The 24,667-nt window shown below is 67.5% G+C and carries 26 protein-coding genes; 12 read left to right on the top strand and 14 right to left on the bottom strand.

Annotated features, from left to right (window positions below):
- Positions 1 to 40 precede the first annotated feature (40 nt).
- The 5 genes from GVL05_RS14050 (at position 41) to GVL05_RS14030 (ending at position 6,495) form a co-directional block, all read left to right on the top strand.
- Complete coding sequence (locus GVL05_RS14050; RefSeq protein WP_159573513.1) at positions 41 to 934, top strand: alpha/beta hydrolase; 894 nt, start codon at positions 41 to 43, stop codon at positions 932 to 934.
- Positions 931 to 1,908 carry an alpha/beta hydrolase gene (locus tag GVL05_RS14045; protein WP_159573512.1) on the top strand — a complete coding sequence of 326 codons (978 nt, stop codon included), beginning with the start codon at positions 931 to 933 and terminating at the stop codon, positions 1,906 to 1,908. The genes GVL05_RS14050 and GVL05_RS14045 overlap by 4 nt, the downstream gene beginning before the upstream one ends.
- A gap of 76 nt (positions 1,909 to 1,984) precedes the next feature.
- On the top strand, positions 1,985 to 3,277 hold the full coding sequence (locus GVL05_RS14040; protein WP_159573511.1) for an MFS transporter: 1,293 nt from the start codon (positions 1,985 to 1,987) through the stop codon (positions 3,275 to 3,277).
- 49 nt (positions 3,278 to 3,326) lie between these two features.
- Complete coding sequence (gene treS / locus GVL05_RS14035) at positions 3,327 to 5,039, top strand: maltose alpha-D-glucosyltransferase (RefSeq protein ID WP_159573510.1); 1,713 nt, start codon at positions 3,327 to 3,329, stop codon at positions 5,037 to 5,039.
- On the top strand, positions 5,032 to 6,495 hold the full coding sequence (locus GVL05_RS14030) for a carboxylesterase/lipase family protein (protein WP_159573509.1): 1,464 nt from the start codon (positions 5,032 to 5,034) through the stop codon (positions 6,493 to 6,495). Before treS ends, GVL05_RS14030 begins: the two co-directional genes overlap by 8 nt.
- Before the next feature lie 63 nt (positions 6,496 to 6,558).
- Here the strand turns inward: GVL05_RS14030 and GVL05_RS14025 are convergent, their stop codons facing one another.
- The gene (locus GVL05_RS14025; RefSeq protein ID WP_159573508.1) at positions 6,559 to 7,140 is read right to left on the bottom strand and encodes an NADPH-dependent FMN reductase; all 582 of its coding nucleotides are present in this window, start codon (positions 7,138 to 7,140) and stop codon (positions 6,559 to 6,561) included.
- A gap of 82 nt (positions 7,141 to 7,222) precedes the next feature.
- Here GVL05_RS14025 and GVL05_RS14020 point away from each other — a divergent pair, with 82 nt between their 5' ends.
- Entirely contained in the window at positions 7,223 to 7,687 is a 465-nt protein-coding gene (locus GVL05_RS14020; RefSeq protein WP_159573507.1) for a MarR family winged helix-turn-helix transcriptional regulator, read from the top strand.
- A 6-nt stretch (positions 7,688 to 7,693) separates the two neighbouring features.
- On the opposite strand, the gene GVL05_RS14015 is transcribed toward GVL05_RS14020, so the two are convergent.
- Entirely contained in the window at positions 7,694 to 8,659 is a 966-nt protein-coding gene (locus tag GVL05_RS14015) for an SDR family NAD(P)-dependent oxidoreductase (RefSeq protein WP_159573506.1), read from the bottom strand.
- Between the two features lie 64 nt (positions 8,660 to 8,723).
- Between GVL05_RS14015 and GVL05_RS14010 the strand changes: the two genes are divergently transcribed.
- The 3 genes from GVL05_RS14010 (at position 8,724) to GVL05_RS14000 (ending at position 11,899) form a co-directional block, all read left to right on the top strand.
- A complete protein-coding gene (locus GVL05_RS14010; protein ID WP_159573505.1) occupies positions 8,724 to 9,269 on the top strand; it encodes a TetR/AcrR family transcriptional regulator in 546 nt (181 codons plus the stop codon).
- A gap of 509 nt (positions 9,270 to 9,778) precedes the next feature.
- On the top strand, positions 9,779 to 9,955 hold the full coding sequence (locus tag GVL05_RS14005; RefSeq protein WP_159573504.1) for a hypothetical protein: 177 nt from the start codon (positions 9,779 to 9,781) through the stop codon (positions 9,953 to 9,955).
- Between the two features lie 1,227 nt (positions 9,956 to 11,182).
- Positions 11,183 to 11,899 (top strand): hypothetical protein, encoded by a 717-nt coding sequence (locus tag GVL05_RS14000; RefSeq protein ID WP_235035988.1) that lies wholly within the window; start codon positions 11,183 to 11,185, stop codon positions 11,897 to 11,899.
- Between the two features lie 29 nt (positions 11,900 to 11,928).
- Here the strand turns inward: GVL05_RS14000 and GVL05_RS13995 are convergent, their stop codons facing one another.
- The 3 genes from GVL05_RS13995 to GVL05_RS13985 form a co-directional block, all read right to left on the bottom strand.
- Entirely contained in the window at positions 11,929 to 12,309 is a 381-nt protein-coding gene (locus GVL05_RS13995) for a TetR/AcrR family transcriptional regulator C-terminal domain-containing protein (RefSeq protein ID WP_235035987.1), read from the bottom strand.
- A gap of 131 nt (positions 12,310 to 12,440) precedes the next feature.
- Positions 12,441 to 13,304, bottom strand: coding sequence for a nucleotidyl transferase AbiEii/AbiGii toxin family protein (locus tag GVL05_RS13990; RefSeq protein WP_159573501.1), 864 nt, complete (start codon positions 13,302 to 13,304; stop codon positions 12,441 to 12,443).
- Positions 13,301 to 13,612 carry a transcriptional regulator gene (locus GVL05_RS13985; RefSeq protein ID WP_159573500.1) on the bottom strand — a complete coding sequence of 104 codons (312 nt, stop codon included), beginning with the start codon at positions 13,610 to 13,612 and terminating at the stop codon, positions 13,301 to 13,303. The genes GVL05_RS13990 and GVL05_RS13985 overlap by 4 nt, the downstream gene beginning before the upstream one ends.
- Before the next feature lie 200 nt (positions 13,613 to 13,812).
- Here GVL05_RS13985 and GVL05_RS13980 point away from each other — a divergent pair, with 200 nt between their 5' ends.
- On the top strand, positions 13,813 to 14,382 hold the full coding sequence (locus GVL05_RS13980; RefSeq protein WP_159573499.1) for a M48 family metalloprotease: 570 nt from the start codon (positions 13,813 to 13,815) through the stop codon (positions 14,380 to 14,382).
- A 297-nt stretch (positions 14,383 to 14,679) separates the two neighbouring features.
- Positions 14,680 to 16,104: a hypothetical protein gene (locus GVL05_RS13970; RefSeq protein WP_200849232.1), complete on the top strand. Its 1,425-nt coding sequence runs from the start codon at positions 14,680 to 14,682 to the stop codon at positions 16,102 to 16,104.
- Positions 16,105 to 16,182: 78 nt separating this feature from the next.
- On the opposite strand, the gene mobF is transcribed toward GVL05_RS13970, so the two are convergent.
- Positions 16,183 to 19,968, bottom strand: coding sequence for a MobF family relaxase (gene mobF, locus GVL05_RS13965; RefSeq protein ID WP_159573496.1), 3,786 nt, complete (start codon positions 19,966 to 19,968; stop codon positions 16,183 to 16,185).
- Positions 19,969 to 20,371: 403 nt separating this feature from the next.
- Between mobF and GVL05_RS13960 the strand changes: the two genes are divergently transcribed.
- Positions 20,372 to 20,800 carry a hypothetical protein gene (locus GVL05_RS13960; RefSeq protein ID WP_159573495.1) on the top strand — a complete coding sequence of 143 codons (429 nt, stop codon included), beginning with the start codon at positions 20,372 to 20,374 and terminating at the stop codon, positions 20,798 to 20,800.
- Positions 20,801 to 21,079: 279 nt separating this feature from the next.
- On the opposite strand, the gene GVL05_RS13955 is transcribed toward GVL05_RS13960, so the two are convergent.
- The 8 genes from GVL05_RS13955 to GVL05_RS13920 all read right to left on the bottom strand — a co-directional run bounded on the left by GVL05_RS13955 (position 21,080) and on the right by GVL05_RS13920 (position 24,272).
- Positions 21,080 to 21,577: a hypothetical protein gene (locus tag GVL05_RS13955; RefSeq protein ID WP_159573494.1), complete on the bottom strand. Its 498-nt coding sequence runs from the start codon at positions 21,575 to 21,577 to the stop codon at positions 21,080 to 21,082.
- Positions 21,574 to 21,792 carry a hypothetical protein gene (locus GVL05_RS13950; protein ID WP_159573493.1) on the bottom strand — a complete coding sequence of 73 codons (219 nt, stop codon included), beginning with the start codon at positions 21,790 to 21,792 and terminating at the stop codon, positions 21,574 to 21,576. Before GVL05_RS13950 ends, GVL05_RS13955 begins: the two co-directional genes overlap by 4 nt.
- Positions 21,789 to 22,142 carry a hypothetical protein gene (locus GVL05_RS13945; protein WP_159573492.1) on the bottom strand — a complete coding sequence of 118 codons (354 nt, stop codon included), beginning with the start codon at positions 22,140 to 22,142 and terminating at the stop codon, positions 21,789 to 21,791. Before GVL05_RS13945 ends, GVL05_RS13950 begins: the two co-directional genes overlap by 4 nt.
- Positions 22,143 to 22,204: 62 nt before the next feature.
- Positions 22,205 to 22,453, bottom strand: coding sequence for a hypothetical protein (locus GVL05_RS13940; protein ID WP_159573491.1), 249 nt, complete (start codon positions 22,451 to 22,453; stop codon positions 22,205 to 22,207).
- Positions 22,450 to 22,734, bottom strand: coding sequence for a hypothetical protein (locus tag GVL05_RS13935; protein ID WP_159573490.1), 285 nt, complete (start codon positions 22,732 to 22,734; stop codon positions 22,450 to 22,452). Before GVL05_RS13935 ends, GVL05_RS13940 begins: the two co-directional genes overlap by 4 nt.
- A 17-nt stretch (positions 22,735 to 22,751) precedes the next feature.
- Positions 22,752 to 23,201, bottom strand: coding sequence for a hypothetical protein (locus GVL05_RS13930; protein ID WP_159573489.1), 450 nt, complete (start codon positions 23,199 to 23,201; stop codon positions 22,752 to 22,754).
- Positions 23,202 to 23,206: 5 nt separating this feature from the next.
- Positions 23,207 to 23,455, bottom strand: a complete 249-nt coding sequence (locus tag GVL05_RS13925; protein ID WP_159573488.1) for a glutaredoxin family protein — start codon at positions 23,453 to 23,455, stop codon at positions 23,207 to 23,209.
- Between the two features lie 355 nt (positions 23,456 to 23,810).
- Positions 23,811 to 24,272: a hypothetical protein gene (locus tag GVL05_RS13920; protein ID WP_159573487.1), complete on the bottom strand. Its 462-nt coding sequence runs from the start codon at positions 24,270 to 24,272 to the stop codon at positions 23,811 to 23,813.
- Positions 24,273 to 24,667: the final 395 nt, after the last annotated feature.

Below are 24,667 nucleotides of genomic sequence, written 5' to 3'. Positions count from 1 at the left end.
TCAGGGCAAGCAACGACATGCGCGTGATTTCGACACTGCGATGAGCGGTGAGTTGGGCATCGTCGGCCCTGCGGTCGCGAACGAGACGCACACGATCGCCGTCGACGGGCACCCCGACACCCGGCTCCGTGTCTACTGGCCGACGTCTGTCCGTCCGGAGCCGGGGGCGACCGCGCTTCCGGTGCTGGTGTACTTCTTCGGCGGCGGGTTCGAGGTCGCCGACATCGACTGGGTGTCGTGGGATGCGATCTACCGCCAGCGTGCGGCTGACGCGGAGGTGATCGTCGTGGCGGGGGAGTATTCGCTGTCACCTGAGGTCACCTTCCCGGCACAGCCCGAACAGTGCTGGTCGGTGTTCGAATGGGCAGCCGAGCACGCCAGCGAGCTCGGCGGCGACCCCGCTCGGATGGCAATCGGCGGCGCGTCCTCCGGTGCGAACCTCGCGGCGGCGACAGCGCTCATGAACCGGGACCGCGGCAACCGCCCCGTCCGTCTGCAGATGCTCGAAGTGCCGGTCCTCGACCTGACGGGCGGCCACCTCGACACGCACGACCTCAAGGTCGGTGCACCGGGGCTGCTGCTGAAGCGGCTCGTCCGAGCGCTCGGACGCAAGTACCTCGGCGGGCACTCGGCGTCCCTCCCGTCCGCGTCGCCGCTGCTCGCGCCCTCGCTCCGCGGGCTTCCACCGACGGTGATCTACACGTCCGAGACTGACCCCCTGCGCGGTGACGGTGAAGCCTACGTCCGTGCTCTCAGCGAAGCCGGCGTCCCGGTCACCGGCATGCGCCTGATCGGTATGACCCACTCGTCGATCGGCGTTCGGCACGAGGTCCCGGCAGCCGATCACCTGCACCGAGACATCGTCGCGACCCTGCGCACGCTGCACGACGACGCCGTGGCGTACCCGTCTGTCTTCTCGGACGGTATCTCTTGACCGCGCTGCGCGACCTCCCCGTCGACCCGGCAGTGTCTCGGTGGATCGGCCGCGTCACGGAGCTCAGCGAGACGCTGCCCGACCTGGAAAGCGCCGACCCCGAGCGCCGCCGCACAGCGCAGCGTCGACTGTCCGACTCAATCGCCGTCGACTTCACCCTGCCCGTCCCGGACGGCGTGGACATCGAGGACTTCACCCTCGCGACGTCAGCGTCGGCAATTCGCGTCCGCCGGTATCGCCCGGCGTCCGCGCCGGACCGAGCACCGAGCCAGCTGTGGCTGCACGGCGGTGGGTTCACTGGTGGAGCCGTCGACGAGATGCTTGCCGATCGGCTCTGCGCAGCCCTCGCTCTGGCGAGCGGCGTGCAGCTGCTCGCGCTCGACTACCGTCTCGCGCCAGAACACCCGTACCCCGCACAGGTCGAAGACACGATCGCCGCCCTCGCCGCGCTGCGAGATGGCGCCGACCGTCTCGGCATCGACGCGCAGCGCCTCGGACTCGGTGGGAACTCCGCCGGTGCCGCGATCGCAGTGAGCACCGCGCTCAGACTCCAGGACACCGCCGCGCCGCCGCTGCTTTACCTCGACCTCGAGGTCCCCGTCGCAGCGATGCGCCCCATCGGGCCGTCCGCCGACGAATACGCGACCGGATTCGGGCTCGACGACTTCGACGGCCTCATCGCCCTCTACCTCGGACAAGACGGCGCCGCGGACGCCTACGCCTCGGCCATCGACGCTCCACGTTTCGACCGCATGCCTCCGACCCGCATTGCCGTCGCCCGATACGACCCCCTCCGCGACGGAGGGATCCTCCTCACGGAACGGCTCCGCGCGGCGAACGTCCCGGTCGTGCTCGACATCGGTGACGGCCAGCTGCACTCATCACTCGGGCTTACAGCCCAGATGCCTGGCGCCCGCGAGTGGCAGGCGCGGCACGCCGAAGAGCTCGCGACGGCGTACCGCACCACCAACTGAGACAGACGCACCCCTAGCAGCGCCAATCCCGCGCCGCGGCCTGTTCCCTCACCAGCTCACACGGAAAGAGACGACGATGTCTGCGCTCCCACCCACCACCGGCATCGACGAACCCGTCGGCGTAGTCGACATGGACGCGGTCCCCGGATCCCCACAGCGCCGCGGGTTCATGACCCTGTTCGTGCTGTCCTGGTTCGGGATCGCCCTACTCGCGGGCTCCATCAACGGTGCCGCGATCCCGAAGGCCCTCGCCTTCCTCGACGACAACACGAAGGCGGTCAACCTCTCAATCGTCTCGGCCGTCGGAGGCGTCGCCGTCATGATCATCACGCCGCTGTTCGGCCGGCTGAGCGACCGCACGATGTCCCGACTCGGGAAGCGGCGACCATGGATCCTCGGAGGCGCCGTCCTCGGCTCCGCCGGCATCGCGGTGCTCGCGGTCTCGACGTCCCTCTGGGGATTCGTCCTCGGATGGGTCGTCGGGCAGATCGGGTACGGAGCGACGAACGCAGCCATCCACGCGCTCCTCGCCGACCAGATCCCCACCAGGACCCGCGCCCGTGTCTCCGCCGCGGTCAGCGCCGCCAGCGCTCTCGCCACGATCTTCGGCGCGGCGATCGTGGCGTCGCTTCCCAATGACCAACAGTGGAGCTGGTTCGCCGTTCCGGGCGCCATTGCGTTCGTGCTCTGCAGCCTCGTGTACTTCCGGCTCCACGACATCGTCCGGACCGAACGCCCGGAACCATGGCGCTGGGCGGACGTCCTGTCGACCTACTGGCTGGACCCCACCAAGTACCGCGACTTCTTCTGGGCGTGGGCATGCCGGCTGCTCGTGACCATGTCCATCGTCTCGGTGACCACCTACCTGCTGTTCTTCATCATCGATCGTCTGAACGTCCCGAAGGAGCAGGCTTCCGGCGTCCTGGCGACGGTGCTGGTGTTCTTCACCGGCGCCAGCATCGGAACGACGATCCTGTTCGGCTGGCTGTCGGACCGCACCGGCCGGCGGAAGCCCATCGTGTGGACGTCAGCGTTACTGTCCGCAGTCGGTCTGATCGTCGCGGTGTGCGCTCCCGACCTGCACATCTTCATCGTGGCGCTCGTCATCGTGGGCGCCGCCCAAGGCGCTTTCGTGTCCGTCGACGTCGCCCTAATGACTGAGGTGCTGCCCACATTCGGCGACGCCGGCAAGGACATGGGCATCGTCTCGCTGTCGTATCAACTGCCGCAGCTGCTCGTCCCGATCGCCGCGGTCCCGCTTCTGGCGGTCGGTGGGGCCGGCGACAACTACACGGCACTGTTCACCGCCGCCATCGTCTTCGGCGTTGCGGGCGCCCTCGCAGTGCTCCCGATCAAGGGCGTCCGCTAACCCCGGCTGTCGCCTGGACGACCATCACCTCCACCTCCCAAGGACACGAATGACCCTGCAGTACCCCACGCCATCACCCGGGCTCGAACTGGATGTCGAATGGCATAAACGTGCCGTCTTCTACGAAGTCATGGTGCGTTCGTTCGCCGACAGTAACGGTGACGGCACCGGCGACCTCCAGGGGCTTATCTCCAAACTCGACTATCTGCAGTGGCTCGGCATCGACGCGCTCTGGCTGCCGCCGTTCTTCGCCTCCCCGCTCCGCGATGGCGGCTACGACGTCGCGGACTACACCTCCGTCCTTCCGGAGTTCGGCACGATCGACGATTTCCGGGAACTCGTCGCCAAAGCGCACGAGCGCAACATGCGGGTGGTGATCGACCTGGTGCTGAACCACACCTCCGACCAGCACGCCTGGTTCCAGCAGTCGCGGACCGACCCGGACGGCCCGTACGGCGACTTCTACGTCTGGCGGGATACCGACGAGGGCTACCCACACGTCCGACGGATCTTCCCGGACGCCGAGGACAGCAACTGGGCGTTCGACTCCGAGCGACGGCAGTTCTACTTCCACCGCTTCTTCAGCCACCAGCCCGACCTGAACTACGACAACCCGGCAGTGCATGCCGCGATCTTCGACGTCGTCCGATTCTGGCTGGAGACAGGCGTCGACGGGTTCCGCCTCGACGCCGTCCCGTACCTCTACGCATCCGAAGACGGCAACGGGGAGAGCGAACCGCCGACCCACGAGTTCCTCAAGCGGCTGCGCACGATGCTCGACGACGAATACCCCGGCCGGGTGATGATCGCCGAAGCCAACCAGTGGCCGGCCGAGACCGCCGCGTTCATGGGCACGGCCGACGAACCCGAGTGCCACATGGCGTTCGACTTCCCCGTCATGCCCCGCATCTTCTACGCACTCCGGTCGCAGGACGCACGGGAACTCGTCGAGGTCCTCGAAGAGCAGACAGACATCCCCGACGACGCTGCGTGGGGTGTCTTTCTCCGCAACCACGACGAACTCTCCCTCGAGATGGTGAGCGAGGAGTACCGGCAAGCCATGTATGGCTGGTATGCCTACGACCCGCGGATGCGGATCAACCTCGGCATCCGTCGTCGACTCGCGAGCCTGCTCGACAACGCCCGTTCCGAGATTGAGCTCGCCCACGCGCTGCTGCTCTCCCTCGGCGGCTCCCCGTTCCTGTACTACGGCGACGAGATCGGCATGGGGGACAACATTTGGCTCGACGACCGCGACGCTTCGCGCACGCCGATGCAGTGGACACCCGACCGGAACGCCGGGTTCTCGACCGCAGACCCCGGCAAGCTGTACCTGCCCGTCGTGCAGTCGCTGGTGTTCAACGGGCACCACGTGAACGTGGAAGCGCAGCTCGCGCAGTCCCGCTCGCTGCTGCACTGGGTCCGGAACATGCTGCACGTGCGCCGAGCGAACGCGGCACTCACCCTCGGCGACCTGCGGGTGCTCCGCACCGACCACGAATCGGTCCTCGCCTATGTGCGCAGTCATCGCGAGGTCCGCAAGGACGGCACCGTCCACGAGCACCGCGTGCTCTGCGTCTTCTCCTTCGCGCACGCACCGGTCGCCGTCGAGGTCCAGCTGCCCGGCGACGAGGGGGCGACGCTGCGCGACGTCTTCTCCGGCGCCGCGTTCCCGGCGGTTTCGGGATCCGGCGGACTGTCCCTGACCCTCGGCACGCAGGGTTTCTACTGGCTCACGATCGAGAGTGCACATCATGACTGACAACGACGCACGCGAAGTCCTCGTCCGCACGACGACCGGCGTCGTCCGGGGAGCGCGCGGTGACGGGATCTCGAGATTCCTCGGCATCCCATTCGCCGCTCCACCGTTCGGTGCGAACCGGTTCGACGCACCGCAACCGGTCGAACCGTGGGACGGTGTCCGTGACACCCTCGAAGCTGGCCCCGGGGCACCACAACTCCTCGATCCTGACGACCCGCTTGACAACTACTTCAACCCGTCGACGATAGGCGAGGACTGCCTCACCCTGAACGTCTGGAGTCCCGAGCCCGGTTCCGCGGGTCTGCCGGTGATGGTGTGGATCCACGGCGGCGGCTACGTCTCCGGCGGCAGTACCGCACCGGCCTACGACGGCAGCACCTTCGCGCGCGACGGCGTGGTCTACGTCTCGATCAACTACCGGCTCGGCATCGACGGATTCGCCCACTTCGACGGCACCACCGACAACCGTGGCCTGCGCGATCAGATCGCGGGCCTGACCTGGGTCCGGGACAACGTGGCGGCGTTCGGTGGGAACCCTGACGACGTGACCGTCTTCGGCGAGTCCGGGGGTGCGGTCAGCGTCCTGACACTCATGGCTATGCCCGCCGCGCGGGGACTGTTCCGCCGAGCGATCGCCGAGAGCGGCTCACCACGTGCCGACGCGTCGCCGGACCACGCGCACGCCGTGATGGCTCGGACCGCCGAACTCCTCGGCATCGAACCGACCGTGGACGCGTTCGCCGCGCTATCGCTTCAGGAGACGATCGCCGGGGTGATGCCGATCTCTCGCGACTGGCTCGACACAGCCCGCTGGGGTGCGCACACTTTCACGATCAGTCCGTTCCGGGCGGTCACCGGCACAGAGTCCCTCCCCGACCCGGTGTTCGCTTCGGCGACTCGCTCGACGGTTCCGCTCCTGGTTGGTACCGTCCGGAACGAGACGATCAGTTTCGTGTCGGCGCTCGGCCTCGACACGGACGCCGCGGTCGATCGCCTTGCCGATCTCCTCGGCGCAGACGACTCCGTCATCGATGCGTACCGTCGGGGGCGGCGACTGACGACGTCGGTCGCACTCGCTGAGGCGCTCTGGACTGACTGGGCGTTCCGCATGCCGGTGCTGAGTCTCGCCGAAGCACGAAGAAGCGCTTCCACGTTCGTCAGCGAGTTGCACTGGGAGACCCCACTCCTTCCCGCTGGACTTGGCGCAGGTCACGGGCTGGACGTGCCGTTCGTGTTCGACGATCTCGCTACTGCGCGCCTGCTCGTTGGCGACGACGGACCGTCCGGCCTCGCGGTGAACATGCACCGCGCCTGGGTCGACTTCGCGAAGACCGGCGACCCAGGTTGGCCGGAGTACACCACCGACAATCGCGCGACCAAGATCTTCGACACGACATCCTCCGTCGTTTCAGATCTCGCAGCGCCCGAGCGGCAAGCGTGGGCAGGAAGGCGATAAGCGGTTCCGGTCGCGACGCCGGAGATGCTCCTGCCCTGAAACCGGTGCGCTATCAGCTCCTCCCTATCCCGCTGGGGTGACCGGGTTCCCTCGGATCGTTCGGAGCGCGCCGGCCCATGACAGGACCTGGTCGAGCATTGTCCTGACCAGCGGTTCGATCCCTGCCGACGGGATGTACTCGTCGGTTTCGAAGCCCTGGTGGGTGTTGACGGCTGGTTGCGCGCGGACGGTCGCGATCTGGACCTCGGCGAGGACGAGCCGGAGGGCCTCAGCGGCACGGACTCCAGCTGCCCACCCGCCGTAGCTGATGATGCCAGCCGCCTTGTCGTTCCATTCCCTGTAGACGTAGTCGATTGCGTTCTTCAACGCGCCGGGGAACGAGTGGTTGTACTCCGGGACGACGAACACGAAGCCGTCGAAGCTGGCGACCACGGCCGACCAGTCGCGTGTGTGGTCGTGGGTGTACTGCGCCAGGGTCGGGTTGCCGGGTTCGTCGAGGTTGCCGAGTGCGTGGTCCGCGAGATCAACGAGTTCGAACTCGGCGCCACCGTGTCGCCGTGCCGCATCGAGGACCCAGGACGCGAGCCGAGCACCGCGACGTCCGGGACGGGTGCTGCCGAGGACGATGCCGATGCGAAGAGCCATGGAAGCCCACCTTTCAGAGTTGATGCGTCAACTCTAAGGGGAGAAGAGTTGATGCATCAACTCTGGGGCCTAGAGTGGGTGCATGGTCACTCGTTCCCTGACGGCAGCGGATTGGGAACTCTGGCATGCCTGGATGGAGGCGCATCGCCTGCTCATCGAGCGCCTGGACGCTGCACTTCGCTCCGGAGCTGGCGTGTCGAAGGCTGAGTTCAGCATCCTTCGCACTCTCGGGGATGCCCCTGAGACGACGGTTCGCGTCGTCGAGCTCGCAGCGGCGCTCCGGTGGGAGAAGAGCCGGGTCTCACATCTCCTGACACGCATGGAGAATCGCGGGTTGACGACCCGGATCGAGAACGGTGCTCCCGGCCGCCGCACCGCCGTGGCACTGAGCGCGGGCGGTCGGGACGCACTGCGGCAAGCGCTGCGTGTTCACGAGCAGAACGTTTCCGAGCTCTTCATCGACCGGCTGACGAGCGACCAAGCCGATTTCATCCGCAGTTGGAGCGACGACATCATCTCCGGGTCGTCATCGACACCGTCGCGGTGAACCGGGTCAGCGCCTGAGGAGTTCGTCGGAAACGGACCAGAGCCGTTCTGCGAGTGCGGGGTCGAGTGCCCAGGCCTTCACTCCGTGCGGGTGGTCCGCGAGTGCGGCGTCGTCGGCAACGGTGTAGGCCTCCTGGCAATCGTCGAGGTAGTGGCCGCCGGTGTGGGCGAACTCCTCCGAGACCGCGGCGACCATCGTGGTTGCCGCTCCCTGTTCGACGGTCTTGTAGCGGAAGACGCCTGCAGCCCGGGCAGCGTCGAGGGATGCTTTCTGCTCCGCGGTGAAGTTGCGCTGCAGTCCGGTCGCGATCCCGCCGGGGTTGATGGCGTTCGCGGTGATGCCCTCGTCCACCCATCTCCGCGTGGCCTCGACGGCGAAGAGCGAGTTCGCGGTCTTCGACTGCGCGTACGCGACCTGGGGGTCGTAGTCGCGGCGTTGGAAGTCGATGTCGTCGAAGTCGATGCCCGCACGCATGTGCGCGGTGGAGGACAGTGCCACCACGCGGGCTTCGCCCCGTTCCGCAGCGCCGGCTGCGAGGGCCCGGTGCAGGCCTGTGGCGAGGGCGTGGTGCCCGAGGTGGTTCGTGGCGAACTGCAGCTCCCGTCCGGTCATGGTGCGCTCGAGCCCGGCCGTGACGAGCCCAGCGTTGTTGACCAGCAGGTGCAGCGGCCCGTTCCAGGCGTCGACGAAGCCCGAGACGGACGTGACGTCCGCCAGGTCGAGCCGGGCGACGTCCGGACGACGCGACGTCGATGCCTCCACCATGTCCGCGACGTGTTGCCCGGCGGTGGGGTTGCGGACCGCGATCGTGACGGATGCGCCTGCGGCTGAGAGTGCACGGGCGGTCTCGATGCCGATCCCGGAGGACGCGCCCGTGACGACGGCACGGACCTCGTGCAGGTCGACGCCCTCGACGACGTCGGCCGCGGTGTTGCTCGCGGTAAACCGGGTGGTGATCAGCGGTGAAGTCATGACGTTCACTATACGGAGAAGACGGGCTCTGTCTAGTTGGTACAGTCTCAGCTAGTCTGCTTGCATGTCCCCTGATCTGATCCGGACGGACGGCCGCCGTCGACGCGCCGTGATGGAGTCCGCGCTCGAGACGTTCGCCCGTGTGGGCTACCGAGGTGCATCCATGGAGGCGATCGCCAGAGCAGCGCGGATTTCGCGGCCGGGCCTGTACTTCTTGTTCGAATCCAAGGAGGCCCTGTTCCGCGAGGCCGTGTCACACGTGCTGGTGGCGGACCTCGACGCCGTCGAGGAGATCCTCGCCGACGACACGAGGCCGTTCCGGGACCGCCTCGTGTCCGCGTTCGACCGCTGGGCAGGGCGGTACGTCGGCCCGATGGTGCGGTACGTACCGACCGTCATCGCCGACAACCCTGACCTCCTCGACGACGTCGCCCGAGCGGCACCGGCTCGGTTCGCAGGGCTTCTCGAAGCCGCCGTGAGCGGCGATGCACCGAACGGTGCGGTGATCGCGGAGACCCTGAACAGCGTGTCGGTTGGGTTGATCCACCAGGTCTCCACACGCGAGGAGTACCTCGAACGCCTGCGTCGAGCGGTTCGACTCCTGACCTGACGGTCAGCTGTTGATCGGCTTCCGGACGGGCACACTCGCCGTCGCCTCGATGCGAGCTGATGCCCTTCCCATCGCTTCTGGCGACCACCCCCGTGCAGCGAGAGCGCAGCAACGCGATGGTCATCCCTACCGTGGATCGGGACAGAACCAGCCGACGCACCCGGAGACGTCTTGAGGGACCAAACTTCCTCATCCGGTGGGGTGCGCGGACCTGAAACGCTCGTCACACTGGACGGTGCCGGTTCGGTCGCCGTCCGAGTATCCTCGCCACCCGAACTCCGCGAATAACGGCTCGCGCAAGGCCTACAGCTCCCCACGAGCGTTGCCCGCCCGCGGCGAACCTCCGCGTCAGGTGGCACCACCCCGGTGGCGTACTGAAGCACCGCAGCGAGAAAGCGCGGCTTTGCCGCGTCGTGTCGGCGTGGTTCGGATGCTTACCGCGCTGCGCCTCGCGGGCTGGTTTGACGACGCGAATGGTGTTTTGATCGGCCGCTCCGACGGCGCGGCCGATGCACGAACTGACCCAGGAAGAAGCCGTGCGACGGGCGCTGGGCGACCTCGACGTGCCGCTACTCCTCGATTTCGACACCGGACACCAACCGCCGCAGATGCCACTCGTGAACGACGCCCTGGCGGAAGTTCGACTCAATGGGGGCGGCTTAATCGTGCAGCACCTGGTCTCGTAGCTAGACCGGTCAGGGATCGGCTACTGACCGCGGTTCCGCTCGTGTCGGCGGGCGTAGTAGGCGGAGATAAGCTCGACGGCGGCGAGGACCGTCCACGCGACCGCAACGAAGATGTGAAGCCCGGTCGGCTCCATGATGGGGATGACGATCCAGATGACGGCTAGAACCGCCCACGCCCATACGAGCCGGGGGAGGGGCTTGCCGACGAGCCGTTCGAGGGGCTGCGCTGCTTCGTCTCGGTCATATGCGTGACGCCATACCGGACCCTGTCCGGTCGCGGATCGCTACGCGGTCATGCTCTCCCAGAAGATGAGTTCGCTGCGGCCCGCTTCGCTGAGGGGTATGCCCTCACTGTCCGTCGCGGTGTCAAGGACGGTTGCGAACGCACTGCCGTCCGGCAGCATCAGTTCTCGGGCCGTCCAGTGCACAAGCCCATAGCCAGGGTGGTCCGTGCACCCGGAGCTGAGTCGAGTATCCACGCGCTGAGCGTACGACTTTGTGGCGGCGACCGGTCATGATGATCGACCTCACCGCTGGCAATCAGCGTCATGGGTGCCGGCATCCGATATCCGAACACCTCGCGGGATGCCTGTCCCGTTCGGCAACGGCTACCGGACGTCGTGTACAGTACGATCCTGCTCTCGACGTATCCATCGTTCTTCCTCGAGTCCGGTCCCGGGGTCGAGCTGCCGGGCGGGTACGGGATCAGGGTCGCGACCGCCCGGTACAGGGTGCGGTGGCGATCTGTGCGGAGGATGCTGCATCGTGCTCACGTGATCCCTGGTTGTCATCGGAGTGTGGCGGTTCCGGCGGCCAGGGCAGGGGCAGCTGCTGCTGCTCACGATAGGACCGAAGCAGCCCGGGCGCAACAATGTCGCTGTGTTCCGCGCGTCTGTCGCCGACGCACTGAAGGCGCTACGGTCGGAGCAACATTCAGTGCCCGGACCCCGCGCTGGTGAAACTCTCGGGGGTGGTGCTGTGTAGGTTCGGTCGCTGTTGCCTGCATCCCGGACGGGTGCGGCTGATGGATGGTAACGATCTCGCAGTGGCTGTCGCTTCCCTGCACGGCAGGGATGCCGACGATGACCTCTGCGCCCCGTTTCTGGACGTGCTGCCGGTGACGGGGGTTGCGATATCGACGGTGGGGAACCCGTTCGGCTCCGAGACGGTCTAGCGCCACCCGCGGCTCCGGTTTACTTGCCCAACAGAGGTGGTCCAGTGTCCCGAATGAAGCCTCTCCGCCGAACGGCGTTCACGCTCCCGTCGCGAGCCGCACGGTTCGTCGAGTTCGTGTTCCGACGTCTCGACGCCAGCGGCGACTTCTACCCCGATGATGCGATGAACGGCGCCGTTCGCGGCACGGATGCGGAGCGGGTGGTGTTTCTCGGCGAGCGGGGTGAACTGTCGCTCGGCGTCCGCACCCACGAGCTCTCCCTCCCCGCGTTTTTCTCGCGATACCGAGCTGCACGAACCAAGCGGGGTGTCTCCTGGAGGATGATCCCCGCAGTCTCAGCAAGTATCCGTGAGCTTCCATCTCTGGTCGCCGCCCACCGGGAGTACTTGGAAGAGTGTGACGTTGTCGTCGTGATGATCGGCATCACAGATGCTCTCCGGGTCATCCCGGCGAGCTCATGGGAGCGGCAGCTCCGTGACACGGTCGATGCGCTGACTGAGGTGTTGCCCGCCGGTGCCGAGGTTCTCATCGGTGAGATCCCACCCCTGGACAATGCCGGGAGTCTGTCCCGGCCGGCTCGGCTCGCAGCCGGGGTGCACGGTCGTCGCCTCAATGCGCGGACTCGACTCGTCGTTGAAGCCTGTCCACGGGTGCGCGCAGTCGGGTTCCCGGACGAGCTGACGCGGTCGGTGTGGCGGCCCGAGTCGGACGAGCACCGGTACCGCGACACGTACAAGGTGTGGGGTGGGCACCTCGACGCCCACGTCTGACGGCCGCGTCGCCGGACCGCGATCGCGGGTCATTGCGACAGTTCGCGGTCCAGTCGGTCGAGGAGTGCCTCGAGTGAGACCTCGAACTCCTCGTCGCTGCGGTCCTCGCTCAACAACGTGCGGAGTCGGCGGACCTCCGGTGCGACGTCGAGGGACGTGTTGCCGTCGCCCTCGGGGATGGCGGCGCCTCCTTCGTCGAGCGGTTCCTCGGCTGGGCCTGCTTCGGCACCGCTGACCACTGACTGCAGGAGGAGCTGGCCGAGCAGGAAGCTGCTGAACGCTCGGTACGCGTTGACCGCCTGGGCGTCCGTGAAGCCGTTCCCCGTCAGCGCGGTCAGGAACGTGTTGACGACCTCGACGCTCCGCAGCGGCGGGCGGAGCCAAGGGGCTGCAGGGTGGCGGGTCGCCACCAGCGGGAACGCCTTCGGGTGGTCCGTGGCGACCGTCAGCAGGTCAACGCGATCACGCTGGCGAGGCCGCCAGCACAATAGCCCCACCATGAGGACGGGCCCACGCATCTGCGTGGGCCCGTCCTCATGTGTCAGCGGTCTCGATCGACCGCACGACCCGGTGCTGCCGAGGGGGGCAGATCACGTGCCGGCGTCGACGACCCGGTGCCGGACCGCATCGGTCGTCCGTGGGCCTGCTCCCACGAGTCCCGGCGTGCCTGAACGTCGGGCTCCCGGTGGCCACGGATCGCAGCGAGCGTCGTCGTCCGCGTTGCGGCCGGCAGCGACGTCGGCGCTGGCGGCTCGCCACCCTCGGCAAGCTCCGCCGCCCACCGGGTGGTGCGGGCCCGCATGGCGGCCGCGGCGTCGCAGTCGAGCCCGTATGCGGCGAACCGGTCATCGCGGATTCGGTCGACCTGCTGCAGCTGCTGGGCGAACATCGCCCGGTCGAATCCGTCGTCCCGGTCCGCGACGAGTCGCAGCAGTTCCTCGTCGGTGTACCGGCCGAAGGACCGGATCGCGTCGAGGTCGATGAAGTCGCGCGCCTCGAGGCGCGTGTACACGGCGTTGGTCTTCGACGCCACGGCGTCATCCACCGACAGCACCGGGCCAACCTGCAGCCGGGCAGGTTCCGCACCGCGCCAGTCGTAGGCGAAGTCGACGTCGACCTGGCGACCATCCGCTGCGGTGACGTTTAGGTGCGCGAAGTATTCAGCCCGGCGGCGCTCTTCCACGACGTAGCCAGCGTCCGTGAGGACGGTGCTGGCCTCGGCGACGGCACGGTCGAACTCGGCCGCGTCGTAACGGTTGGTGAACAGATCGACGTCGCGAGTGAGGCGGTCCACGATGCCGTGCTCACGGATCGCTCCAGATCCGGCGAGGACGAACCCGTGCTGATCGGCGCCGCGGAGGATCGTCTGCGCTACCTCGAACTGGAGGGCGCGGTCATCGCTCACGCGGTGAGCTCCGGGAACCGGGACTCCCAGAGCGACCGCACGCGAACGGGGAGGAGAAGCTCATCCCAGGTTCGCAGCAGCACGTCGCGGTTCAGCAGCGTCTCCTGCATCTCCGATGCGCCCTCGCGGAGGATGGCCTGATACGCCTTCGTCACACCCGAGACAGTGTCGAGGTCTGCGTCAGAATCTGGCCCCCAGTAGACGTCCAGCGGGAGCGTCAGAACGCCTCTGCCAGGGCCGGAGAGCGCGTCGAGGGACGTGGGGATGTCGTAGGGCTTGATGTCCTGGTACAGCACGCGCGATTCCATCGGTTCACCCTCCTCTGTCCCCATTGTCCCGCGAAACGTCCCCGGGTGGGTGGGTGCGACCGATTGATTGCGCCCGCTTCCCCGATACAGTGCCGGGAATGGGCAAAACGAGGACCTGGGGAAGCGTAACCGACCCGAGGACACGGCTCGGGAGCGCGCAACGACTCGCAGAGGAGACGGCCGCGCCCATCGCGGCCACGATGCACGTCGATGACTTCCAAGTCATCGTGACGACGATCAGCGCCCCCGTCGGAACGGCCCACACTCTTCCAGAGTTGCGGCGGGTGGAGATTGCGATCAGCACGGTTGAGTACCCCGATCCTCGGATCCTCCGTGCCACTCTTGCTCACGAGCTGGCACATATTCGCTTGGGCGTGCCGCGGTGGGAGCGATGGGTTGACGGAGCGCGACTGCTCGCTCCGGCGCTCGGCGCGATCGTGGGCGTGCTATTCGTGGCCGTCCTGACGGCAGCGGTGGCGCATCAGCAGAACCTCCTTCTCGCCCAGGCGTTGAGCGCGGCGTGGTTCGCGGCTGCCTTCGTCCCACTGTCGGGGCTCGTGCGGAGCCGGCTCACGCGTCGTCTGGAGCTGCGCTGCGATGTCGAGGCCGCACACCAGATTGGAGGCGACGGGGTGGCGCTGATGGAGCACAATCCGGAGGCTGCGCTTTCTTGGGCAGAACGCTTCGGGTCGGATCATCCTTCGCCAACCGCTCGGGCTGCCGCGATCCGACTGCACGCGGACCGACGGCACTGCGAGTGTCGGGCCTGATGCACTCCAAAGAGGGACCACGTCATCGAACCTGGCCAACACCATCGACACAGCCGCGCATGTAAAATCTGACATAACGGCGATTATCGGCGCGGCGGCTGTCGCCGCCGCGGGGGAGCCAGTGCGGCGTTCGCAACTTCTTCGAGATACGCGCCGACCATGCGGAGGGGAAGGCAGGGTGCGCGGCTCAACCTCGTGCAACGAGTAGTGACGTGCCCGGCTCGAGCAAGGTAACTCGGTACGTCTCACGACTTCATCTACCCGACACCAACGCGTCCAGCTGGATACGTTGCTCGGGTGAAATCGATATTTCGTTTACTCAACCGGAACCACCACCTTGGAACCGAGGAGACCGTCGAGACCGTCGAGACCGTCGAGACCGTCGAGACCGTCGAGACCGTCGAGACCGTCGAGACTCGCACTCGGCTGCTGGTCGAGGGAGCCGATGAGCACATCAATCGTGTCCGTAGAGCGATGTGGCGGCAAGCTTTCACGGCGATGGGCCTCGCTGCGACCATCTGGGGACTGTCAACTTGGAATGACGTGAGTGCCCGTCTCGGCGGTGGCACCACGTCATCGACCGCAATCCGGGTGGAAGCCACGTCCGGTTCGAACATCCTTGCGGTGTATGCGCTGCTCGGTGCGCTCCTGTTCGCCCTTCAGGTCAGTGTCCGCTCCCTCAACAACGAGACTGACGTCACGAAACAGTTAGATCCGGCGGAGCTCGGTCGCCGGCAGATGGTGGGCTTCCTCGCGTTCACTGCGGGAGTTGCGGCGTTTGGTCTCGCCGTCCTCTGCCTGTTCTGGTACGGAGGTTTGGGGGCACGATTGGACCTCTTTCGTGCGATCGGTCCAATCGGGGCGAGTGTCGTGCTTGCCGCGATCGCCGCTGAAACGTTGGTCGTGTCAGAGGCCCCGCTCGATTCTCAGCTCCGAAGAGAGCTCGAAGAGCAGACCCTCCGTAAAGCTGAAGAAGCTTACGGTCGCGTACCACAGGTACCCGACGCCCTCAACCGAGGACGTATCACCGGCCGGGCGATCGTTCTCGTACTGCTCGTAGCAGCCATCTCCTGGACAGCTTGGTTTCTCCTCATGCGAGACGCTCTGCCGGGTCTCTCGGTCGCCACCGCGATCTTCGCGCTCATCGCGACGCTCTTTGTCTGCTGGACGTCCATCGCGGCTACCGCTTCCCTCGCTCGGAGAGAGGTGTTAGAGAGTGTCGGCATGATCGCGATGGCGATCTTGATTCTCTTCTTGTACGCGGGTGAGAGCTGGCTCGCGTTCTTCCAAGCGTCAGAACAGGGGTCTTGGTCGGCTGTGTTCCGGACGGCGCTGGCATCAGTGGCGCTGTACTTCGGACCGGCGATCCTTGCCCCACTACTGTCCCTTCGCGGGTTCGACGGAACACGCCCCGGTGTCCTCCTAGTACTGTCCTCGCTGCGACTGCAGCGGAGAATTAAGGCGATCCAGGACACGGCTGCGCGGGCTGCAGAGAAGGCCAAGCTAGATCCAGCCGCAAAAATGAGGCGTCGGCGGGCGTGGGCCGCGGTCTGGTCAAGTCCCGTGCCGCCGGCTCCCCAGCTGCTCCTTCGAATCAGCGATGTCGGCCGTCTCCCGGGCGAGAACCGACGGCTACGGCAAGTGGCGGCAACTCTGTCCTGGGGGTTCATAACTGCGTACGTTCTGGGTGCATCGTTGGCTGCAATCGTCTGGATGAAGTAGCACCAAACCATCAGCGGCATCTACCCAATGTTTCACGGTTGACGCAGTCGCTCTGGAGCCCAACAGGGAGAGACCACCTCAGCGCTCACGTTCGTTGCCGCGCGTCGGACTGGGTAGCGCGTCACGGTCGGCGCCAGTGTCCTGGAGCCCTCCTGAGCTCACCTGTCGGCCATGCGCCCGCTCCCACGCCTCTCGACGGCGGCGGGAAGCGTCGGAATCGCGGCCGCGGATCGCAGCGAGGCGATCCTTCCGGTCCGCTGCCTGCTCACGGAGCACCTGTGACTTGTGGGACGCGACGACGCGTTCCTGCAGATCCTTCCCGACGCCCTCATCGCGTCGACCGGCGGGGATGGCGTTGGTTTCCTCGAGGGGGACGTTGTGGCGGTCGCGGAAGGTGTCGGTTTCCGCGGCGAGCCGCACCCACGCCGCTCGCCCGTCGGGCTCAGCGGGTACGGCCCCGAGCTGGGCTGCCCATGCAGGCTGCTCGGCGGCGATCGCTTCACCGCGTTCCATGAGGCGGGCGCGGAGCTGGTCGTGGCGTTCCTGGAGTTCGTCCCGCCACGCCTGCGGGAGGTGGGGCGAGCGGATGGGTGCGGTGTCGGCAATCCACCTCGGGACGGTCGGCTCGATGGCGGGCTGTGGGTGTTGCTGTTCCCACTGCTTCGTGAGGGCAGTGATGCGTGCGCCGAGCGCTGCTGGGACGTTGTCGACGTCGTCGACGGGACGTTCGGCCCATGCCCGGTAGAGCGCGTCGGCTGGGTCGAGCCCGGCCCGCTCCGCGCGGCGCATTGCGGTGACGGTGACACCCCAGGTGTCCTCGCCGCCGAGGGTGTTGGTGACGTCGAGGCCGAGCGCTTGTTCCGCGGCTGCGGTGAACCGGATCCGGTCGGCCTGCCCCGCGAGGTCGGCGTACTGATCGGCGAGGGTCACGATGCGATCCGCGTCGCGCTGAGCGATGCGGAGTTGCTCATGGGCGGTGAGGTTCGGGTCGACATTGCCGGCGATCTTCGCCAGCACGTCGCGCATGTCCTGCCCGGGTTCCGTGATCACTGCGAAGGTGTTGCTGTGGCGGCCGCGGGTCCCGCCGACGTAGGCGGCGTTCCGGGACGTGGACGCGTCGACGATTTGCCACATGGTGTCGCCGGTGTTGCCCTGCTCCCCGTGGGTGGTGCGGGCGTAGCCGAGCTGGGTGTGCTGGTTCACGTAGTCGGCGGGGAGGCGGAGCTTGCCGCCGTGGCCGGCGTGCACGACGTCAAGGGATCCGTCCTGGTTCACGTGCTTCACGGTCCAGCGGTCGCCGTTCTTCACGAACTCCCGTCCCCGGAGGGTGCGCTGCTTGTAGTCGTTCTTCCGCGTCACGATCCGGTCGCCCACGTGCGCGTCGAAGCCGTCCATCAGCTTCGCCCCGCGCCGGCCGGACACGTCGCCGGTAGTGAACCGGTACGCCTGGGCACGGGCGTTGAGCTCGGCGATCTGCACACGGGTCGGGGCGGCCATGAGAGCGTCGAGCCCCTGGTCGATGTCTTGCTGCCACCCGTTGAAGACGTGGTCGGCCATCCGGTCGGCGTCGCCGCCGACGACACGGTTGTTGGCGACGTGCCATGCCCAGGGATCCTTGACGGTCGGGTCGCGCAGGAGGAGGGTGGCGGCGGCTTCGTCGCGGTTGCTGAATCGGTGGAGTTCGTCGAGGTGGGTGGCGCCGACCTCGTGCTCGAGGAGGCGGAGCATGCCGCCGGAGGCGACGGCGTCGAGCTGTTTGTCGTCGCCGATAAACCGGACGTGTGCGCCGGTGAGTTCCGCGATGCGGACGACCTTCGCGAGGTTCACGGTGCCGGCCATGCCGGCTTCGTCGACCACGATCACGTCCCCGCGGCGCAGGTCGATGTCGCCGGTGATCGACTTCGCTTCGAGCAGCTGCTCGAGGGTGGTGCCGACGAGGAACTTGTCGAGTGTCACCGCGCGGATCCCGACAGCGTCGGACATGACAGCCGCCGCGGCAGCGGACGGGGTCAGCCCGATCATGCGGCCGCCTTCGGCTTCGATCGCGCGCGCGGCGACCTTCAGCGCGGTCGTCTTCCCGGTGCCGGCAGGGCCGACGCCGACCATGATGCGGACCGGGTCGCAGGCGAACGCGGCGGCGAGAGCGGCTTGTCCGGCGTCGAGGTGTGCGCCGTGCTCCGCCTTCGCAGCCGCGAACGTTTCGGCGCGGACGGGTCCGATGGTGCGGTCCTTTGCGGCGTCGAGGATGATCCGCTCCGCGTCGAACACGGCCTGTGACGAGAACACGACCGCGCCCTTGGATGCGTACGGGGAGGAGCCGTCGCGCATCGCGACGGGCTGGAATGTGCCGTGCGCCGGCGGCGGTGTGAGGCGGATGGAGTGGCCGTCGATGACGGTCTTCGTGATGACCGCGGCGCCGGTCTTGCCGTCCAGGCCCGGCATCCCGCGGTGCTCGTTCACCCACTGCTCGGCGGCGATCTGCACGTTGTTGACGCCCCACGTGGAGCGGGCCTCGGACACCCTCGCGAGGATGGCGCGGGCGGCGTCTTCCGGGTCGAACGGCGTCTCCTGGTCGGAGCCGAGGTCGCGGCCGAGGAGGGCACCGACCTCCAGCTGACGGCGATCGGTGGTGCGGCGGGCGGCCGTGAACCAGGTCTTCGCGACCTCCGCGACTGGGCGGATGTGCTCCTTCTTCGGACGGGTCGCGAGGACCGCCTGCTGCGCGATCTTCCGCCTCGTGGCGCGGTCCGGGGAGCGTCCGTGGTCGCGGCGATAGTCGCGTTCCAGTTCTGCGGCAACCTTCCGGGAGTCGCGGGACCGGGTCGATGCTTCCGCGATCAGGTCGTCGCTGACGCCGGCGAGCTCGACCACCGGCGGGTCCCCTGCGCGCAGACTGCGGGCGCGGGTGGTGGCGCCGGTGAGCTCGCAGACGTAGTCCATGACGGCACGGTTGTGGATCGCCGCGGCGGCCATCGCCTGCCGGTGCAGCAGCTTTGAATCGAGGGTCCGCCACTTCCCGTCGGAGCCGAGGACACGGTTCGCGACGACGACGTGGTCGTGGAGTTGCGGGTCCCCGGAGCGGGAGTCGTGGTGGCGGAACTTCGTCGCGATCAGGCCGCCCTCGACGTCGAGCTGGCGGACGCCGTTCACGCCGGCGCGGGTGGCGATCGCGTTCTCCTCCAGCCACGCGATCGAGTCGGCGATCGCGCGCTCCTGGGCCTGCTCGATGAGCCGTGCGGTGGCGTGGTCGTCCTGCGCGATGGCAGCAGACCACGCGATCGACACGGACTTCGGCGGGGAGAACGTCAAGTCGATCCCGGACACCGTGTTCCGGTCAGAGCGGGTCGCGGCGGTGATGAACTTCCCCAGTTCCTCCCCGTCCGCAGGCGGTCGGCCGTTCGCCTCGCGAAACGCCTGCGCGCCGACAGCGGTCCGCAGCTGCGCTCGCTCGGATGCGTCCGCCTCGCGGTGCCGGGTGCGTTCGAAGCGGTCCTCGGCCTCCTTGATCGCGGCGGCGAGCTTCGTCGACGACGCCGACATGCGGTGCGGCGCCCGGCCCAGCCGGGCGTCCTTCTCCGCGTCCTCGAAGCTCTTCCCGGACTCCATCGCGGTCGCGATCATGGCTTCCGCGTCCGGGTGGAGGCCCTCGCCGAAGAGGGCCTTCATCTGCGCTTCGGTGACCTCGCCGGTCATGCCGAGCAGTCCGATACCGCCGCCGACCCACTGTCCCGGAGGGTTCCCCTCGACGGTGTAGTAGTCGCCGATCTCACGGCCCTGCGCCCGGCGGACGTCGCCGGTAGCGACCTCCGCCGTGTAGTAGGTGTAGCCGTCACCGGTAGACAGCACATGCAGGCTCATCGTCATTCGACGACCCCTTGGTGACACATCACCGATACCACTGCATCGGCAACCGCGATGCAGGACCGGGTGGCAGACATGGCGCAACAGTACCCCACTCATTCATAATGCCAATGGTGTGACAGCTTGTAAACCGAAGGATGAGGGGAACTGGCACGCGAGCTAGAGTGAGCGCGGATGCTGGTTGAGACCACGAAAACCAGATGCTTCGACGACTGAGGAACGAAGACTGTCGTTGCAGCTGGTTGGGAGTGCGTCGAGGGCAGCATCCGAGCCAGAACCGCAGTCCGGTTCTGGCTCGGATGAACACGGCCCGGCGAACGCCGGTCCGCTTCCGGCCGCTCACGGTCGGTGCAGTAGCCGTTAGGTCGCGACAGGGCGGCCGGGCGGATGATTGGGAGGGACCGACATGGCCGAGAACCGGAAGTCAGCGAAGCAGACCGCCGCACGTAAGGCGGCGCGGGAACAGGCAGCGCAGCGCGCCGCGGAGTTCCGTCGCCGGCAGGAGCAGCTCGAAGAGCTAGCCGTCGAGTACTTCGTCGCCGTCGACGCGGTCGCGGGTATCGAGGCGGACGCGGAGGAGCGCATTGCCGCGATCCGTGCCGAGACCGAACAGCGGGTTGCAGCGTCCCGCGCGGAGGCCGCCGCCATCATCGGGCAGATGCTCGACACCAAGGTCACCCGCGACGAGGTCGCCGAACGCCTGGGCCTCCCAGTGCGCGAAGTGAAGCGCCCCAAGCGGGACATGACCACGTCCACTGCTGAGCGGCCGGACGAATCGCCGGCGGTCGATGACAGCGCACGAGCCGACGCGTACGACGACGACGCGGCCGCGTGATCGTGACTCCTGCCGGGTGCGGGTTCGCCCGGCCGCTCAGGTAGCCGGGCGGACTGTGGCTGCCCGCGCAGCGGTGGTCGTGAGCTGTGACGCGTTCGGTTGCGATCGCGTCATCATTCCGATCGCAACAGCAGACGACACCAGCAGTCGCGCCGAAGCACGATCGTTCGCCCGCGACCACGGCTGGTCCACCGCGGACACGTCCCCCAGCTACACCGACCACTGCCCCACACACGCGGTCACCCCGCGCATCGGGTAGCTCGCTCGGTTGGGTTGCGTTCACCAGAGGGTCGGTGTGTCCGACTCGATCCCGGTCTTGTGCGCGGCGATCGCGGCGGGATCCCAGCCGTGCTCGCGGAACGCCTCCCGAAGCGCACGCGACAGTCGGACCCGCTCCGCACGAGCGATACCCGCCGTGCGGAGCGCGGTCGCCCCATTGCGGTGTCGTCCGCGTTGTACCCGCTCGAGCATGTTCCCCCGATGCGTCCCCGCCGCCAGGTGCGACACCGATAGGTCGATGTCGACGTGCACGCACAACGGCACATCACAGGCGTGCAGCAGCAGGACCTCGGGCAGGAGAGCGACACCGGTCAGGTGCTCGTACAGCCATCGCTGTGGGCGCATCGCCCGCTGGCCACCGTCGGGCTGCGGCACCCAGAAGCGGCCGTACCCGTCGTCACCGATCGCGCCGGTCCAGATCCAACAGTCCGCCGGCGCCGGCCCCTTGACCACGTGTGACCAGAATCGTTCCGGAGCGGTCGACGTCGACCTGGTCACGTATCGGCCCCGCCCCGGTCCTGTTCGGCGTCAAGGTGCGCGAGCCCGGCTGCGAGTGCGGCGTCGACCGTCATGGTCTTGGCGGCGGCGCGGCGGACGTACTCGCGGAGTACCGGGTCCGTGACCTGATGGCCTGCAGCACCGAGCGCAGCGTCCGCGAACTGCACCCGCCGGTCCACCTCCGCCGCGGACACCTCACCACGATCAGCACTCATGCGTGACCCTCAGGGTCGGACGGTTCAGTGTCGTCGGGGTCCACCCAGTGCAGGAGCCGCATCGACGCACCTTGGTAGCGGCCCTTGTTCGCGTGGATGGCGCAGTCGTGATTGTCGTGGTCGTACGCGGCCCGGTAGTACCGGTCGGCGTCGAAGTCCGCAGCGTTGAACGCGTTCCACGCCGCATCAACCTCCGCCTGCCGCGACTCGTACCCCCACCGTTGCCCCTGCCGGAAAATCGCCCACTCCCGCGCCGTGAACTCCCCCATCGGCATCTCACTCGCACCGCGGTCCGCGGGCGGTGCGGCCAGCTCGTCGAGATCCGCCGGCGCCGCGAACACGTCCGGCACCAACGGCTGAGGCTCCCGTGTCTCCGCTTGCCGTGCGAACGTGAAGGTGGGCTGCGCTGACATCAGGACGCGAGACCGCGGAGCGGTTCCGGGACGGCTGAGCACACCGCCCAGGTGTCGGCGTCGTAGGCGCGGAGCTCGTCGCCGTTGATCAGCTCGATTCGGCCGTCGGCGGTGAGGCCGTGGAGGGCGCCGGTGACGAGTTCGTGCTGCCACTCCCCCTCGAGGGGGAACCAGCGGATCAGTCCGATGATCTCCCCTGCTGGGATCTCGAACCCCTGCACGCGGACTCGCTTCCGTCCGGCACTCACCGCGGTGCTTCCTGGTCGTCGGCGGAGGGGTGCTGGTACTCGACCCACACCCGGTGGGAGGGTGCCGCCTCGATGCGGTGCCGCCATGCGGCGGTCTCGGCGCGTTCGGCCGCGGTCACGTCGAGGCGTGCGAGGGCGTCGATGTGCTGCAGCACGTCCCGGCGGAACTGCTCCGCGTCGTGCACCCGGATGTGCGGTGGCCGCGCACGAGCAGACGCACGCTGCTGCTCCCGCGACTCCGGCCGGGAACGTAGCCACTCATCGTCGTCGCTCGTCACCATCGTTCCAGTGTCCCTGCTCATGCCCGGGCGCCGGCGTACTGGGGGAACATGCGGCCGATCGTCGCTTCGTGGCGGGCGGCGCGGTCGTGCTCGCCGCGGAACTGAGAGATCTCCGCGAACGTCGGGTCCGATGCGAACGGTTCCGCGGGGGCGGGTCGGCGGCTCATTTCGGCGTAGTACCGGTCTGCGTCGTGCTCGGCCTGCTCGAGGCGGGCCCGCAGCGAGGCGACCTCGGCCATGAGTTCCGGGGCGGCCATCTGGAACCCGACCATGTAGCCGGCCTCGTAGACCTGTCGCTGCTCGTCGGTGAGTTCCCATTCGCGGACGTTCTCGGTCGGGTCGGCGGTGGCCTGGTCGATGGCGCGGAAGGCGGTGACGGTGTCGCCGGCGTAGAGCTCGTCGACGGCGGCCCGGGTTTCCGTCTGGATGACGTCGGGGCGGGCGGTGGTCGGACGTTCGAGGGTCATCGTCATCACGCGGCCGCGCTCGAGGCGAGTTCGTCGATCTTGTCGGGGCGGAACCCGGACCATGCGCCGGCAGTGGTGTCGGTGATGACGATGGGGGCGTTCATGCCGAGGGTGGTCTTCCACTCTTCGATCTGCGCCTGGTCGACGTCCTCAAGCAGCTGCTCGGTGTACTCGATGCCGGCGGAGGCGAGAGCACGCTCCGTGGCCTTGCACATGCCGCAGAACCCGGACTTGGTGTACACCGTGATGCTCATCGAAATCACCTTTTCGTAAAGTCTGTTTGCCGGGGACCTGCTCCCCGTTGCATGCTTCTATTCTACGTCGTCGGCACCAATAGCGGTAGCCTTTTCCGCACATTCTTCTACTATTTTTCTGCCGGGCGGTAAACCTGTTGGCAACCTATGCACGCGCATTGTTTGGCACCAACGCATGACGTTTACGAACGTACGGCTGGGGCATCGATAACAGTGGGAGGGCTGGGAATCCCCAGGAGCATTGAACCGGTAATGCAATCACGGGGAGCCGTGAGGGATAGTGGGCTGCGCATTCCTGAACTGTGTCGTCCCGGCGCTTTTCACCACGCCGCGCATCGTCACCGCCTCCCGCGGCTCAGCCCGTGACGGGGTGCGGGGTGCTGGTAGCGGTGGTGGTCACGGTGACGTCGTCGTGGTCGCACTCCCAGAACGCGGACCGTACTTCGTCGGCGATCGCGTCGGGGAGCTGCTCGTTCGTCCATGCCGTCGACGGGAACGACACGGTGACGGTGACCGTCGTCATGGGTGTTGTCGACGACGGGCCGTGGCCGGCGCCGCCCCACTCGTACTGCCACGCGAACGCGATCTGTCCGACGGGGCCGCCGTGGTAGCGGTCGAACACGGCCCGGTGCTCGTCGTCGGTGTGCTGCAGCGGCCGGGTGCAGGTCCAGCGGGTGCCGTCGACGTCGTAGATCGTCGCACCGCACACCGGCACGCGGGGATCGACGTCCGCGCCGGGAGCCATGTCCGCGGCCGGAGCCTGCGGGTCGGTCTGCTCGTCGTCGAGGTGGGTGGGGCGTTCGTAGGTGATGTACATGGTCGTGGTGCCTCTCTAAGCTGTGTGGGCGGTCTGGGTCGAGACGTCCGGACCGCGCCTCAGGGAGGCGGGGGCGTTCCGAATCCGGGACGCCCCCGCCGTTTATCTAGCGGCGTGCGGCGGCCGGGGTGAGGTCGACGTGCTGCAGCAAGAACCGCACCGCGGACCATGCAGAGAGTTGCGGGCGGTCCCAGGCGTGCCAGCCGTCGTTGAACTCGCAGCCCTGCGCATCCGTGATGTCGCGGCCCTCGACCAAGACGCCGGCGTCTGTTGATGCCGAAGTAGAACGGACCCCCTGACGCCGAACTGGGATGGACCCCCTGGTTGACGCTAGGAGGGTGATCACAGTGGACACGTGGGCAGAGATCCGTCGGCTGCATCGAGCGGACAAGGTG

The organism is Curtobacterium sp. 18060 (genome assembly GCF_902706105.1).
GTDB lineage: Bacteria > Actinomycetota > Actinomycetes > Actinomycetales > Microbacteriaceae > Curtobacterium.
The sequence above is the reverse complement of the archived record's forward strand: the minus strand, read 5'-3'. Positions and strand labels throughout refer to the sequence as shown.

Excerpts from the sequence above, each read along its gene's own strand:
- GVL05_RS14025 (WP_159573508.1), bottom strand. The coding sequence starts at position 7,140 with ATGGCTCTTCGCATCGGCATCGTCCTCGGCAGCACCCGTCCCGGACGT.
- GVL05_RS13925 (WP_159573488.1), bottom strand. The coding sequence starts at position 23,455 with ATGAGCATCACGGTGTACACCAAGTCCGGGTTCTGCGGCATGTGCAAG.
- GVL05_RS13930 (WP_159573489.1), bottom strand. The coding sequence starts at position 23,201 with ATGACCCTCGAACGTCCGACCACCGCCCGCCCCGACGTCATCCAGACG.
- GVL05_RS14050 (WP_159573513.1), top strand. The coding sequence starts at position 41 with ATGAGCGGTGAGTTGGGCATCGTCGGCCCTGCGGTCGCGAACGAGACG.
- treS (WP_159573510.1), top strand. The coding sequence starts at position 3,327 with ATGACCCTGCAGTACCCCACGCCATCACCCGGGCTCGAACTGGATGTC.
- GVL05_RS13960 (WP_159573495.1), top strand. The coding sequence starts at position 20,372 with ATGGCCGAGAACCGGAAGTCAGCGAAGCAGACCGCCGCACGTAAGGCG.
- GVL05_RS14000 (WP_235035988.1), top strand. The coding sequence starts at position 11,183 with ATGAAGCCTCTCCGCCGAACGGCGTTCACGCTCCCGTCGCGAGCCGCA.
- GVL05_RS14015 (WP_159573506.1), bottom strand. The coding sequence starts at position 8,659 with ATGACTTCACCGCTGATCACCACCCGGTTTACCGCGAGCAACACCGCG.
- GVL05_RS14040 (WP_159573511.1), top strand. The coding sequence starts at position 1,985 with ATGTCTGCGCTCCCACCCACCACCGGCATCGACGAACCCGTCGGCGTA.
- GVL05_RS14005 (WP_159573504.1), top strand. The coding sequence starts at position 9,779 with ATGCACGAACTGACCCAGGAAGAAGCCGTGCGACGGGCGCTGGGCGAC.
- GVL05_RS13950 (WP_159573493.1), bottom strand. The coding sequence starts at position 21,792 with ATGAGTGCTGATCGTGGTGAGGTGTCCGCGGCGGAGGTGGACCGGCGG.
- GVL05_RS13920 (WP_159573487.1), bottom strand. The coding sequence starts at position 24,272 with ATGTACATCACCTACGAACGCCCCACCCACCTCGACGACGAGCAGACC.
- GVL05_RS13980 (WP_159573499.1), top strand. The coding sequence starts at position 13,813 with ATGCACGTCGATGACTTCCAAGTCATCGTGACGACGATCAGCGCCCCC.
- GVL05_RS14020 (WP_159573507.1), top strand. The coding sequence starts at position 7,223 with ATGGTCACTCGTTCCCTGACGGCAGCGGATTGGGAACTCTGGCATGCC.
- GVL05_RS13985 (WP_159573500.1), bottom strand. The coding sequence starts at position 13,612 with ATGGAATCGCGCGTGCTGTACCAGGACATCAAGCCCTACGACATCCCC.
- GVL05_RS13935 (WP_159573490.1), bottom strand. The coding sequence starts at position 22,734 with ATGGTGACGAGCGACGACGATGAGTGGCTACGTTCCCGGCCGGAGTCG.
- GVL05_RS14030 (WP_159573509.1), top strand. The coding sequence starts at position 5,032 with ATGACTGACAACGACGCACGCGAAGTCCTCGTCCGCACGACGACCGGC.
- GVL05_RS14010 (WP_159573505.1), top strand. The coding sequence starts at position 8,724 with ATGTCCCCTGATCTGATCCGGACGGACGGCCGCCGTCGACGCGCCGTG.
- mobF (WP_159573496.1), bottom strand. The coding sequence starts at position 19,968 with ATGACGATGAGCCTGCATGTGCTGTCTACCGGTGACGGCTACACCTAC.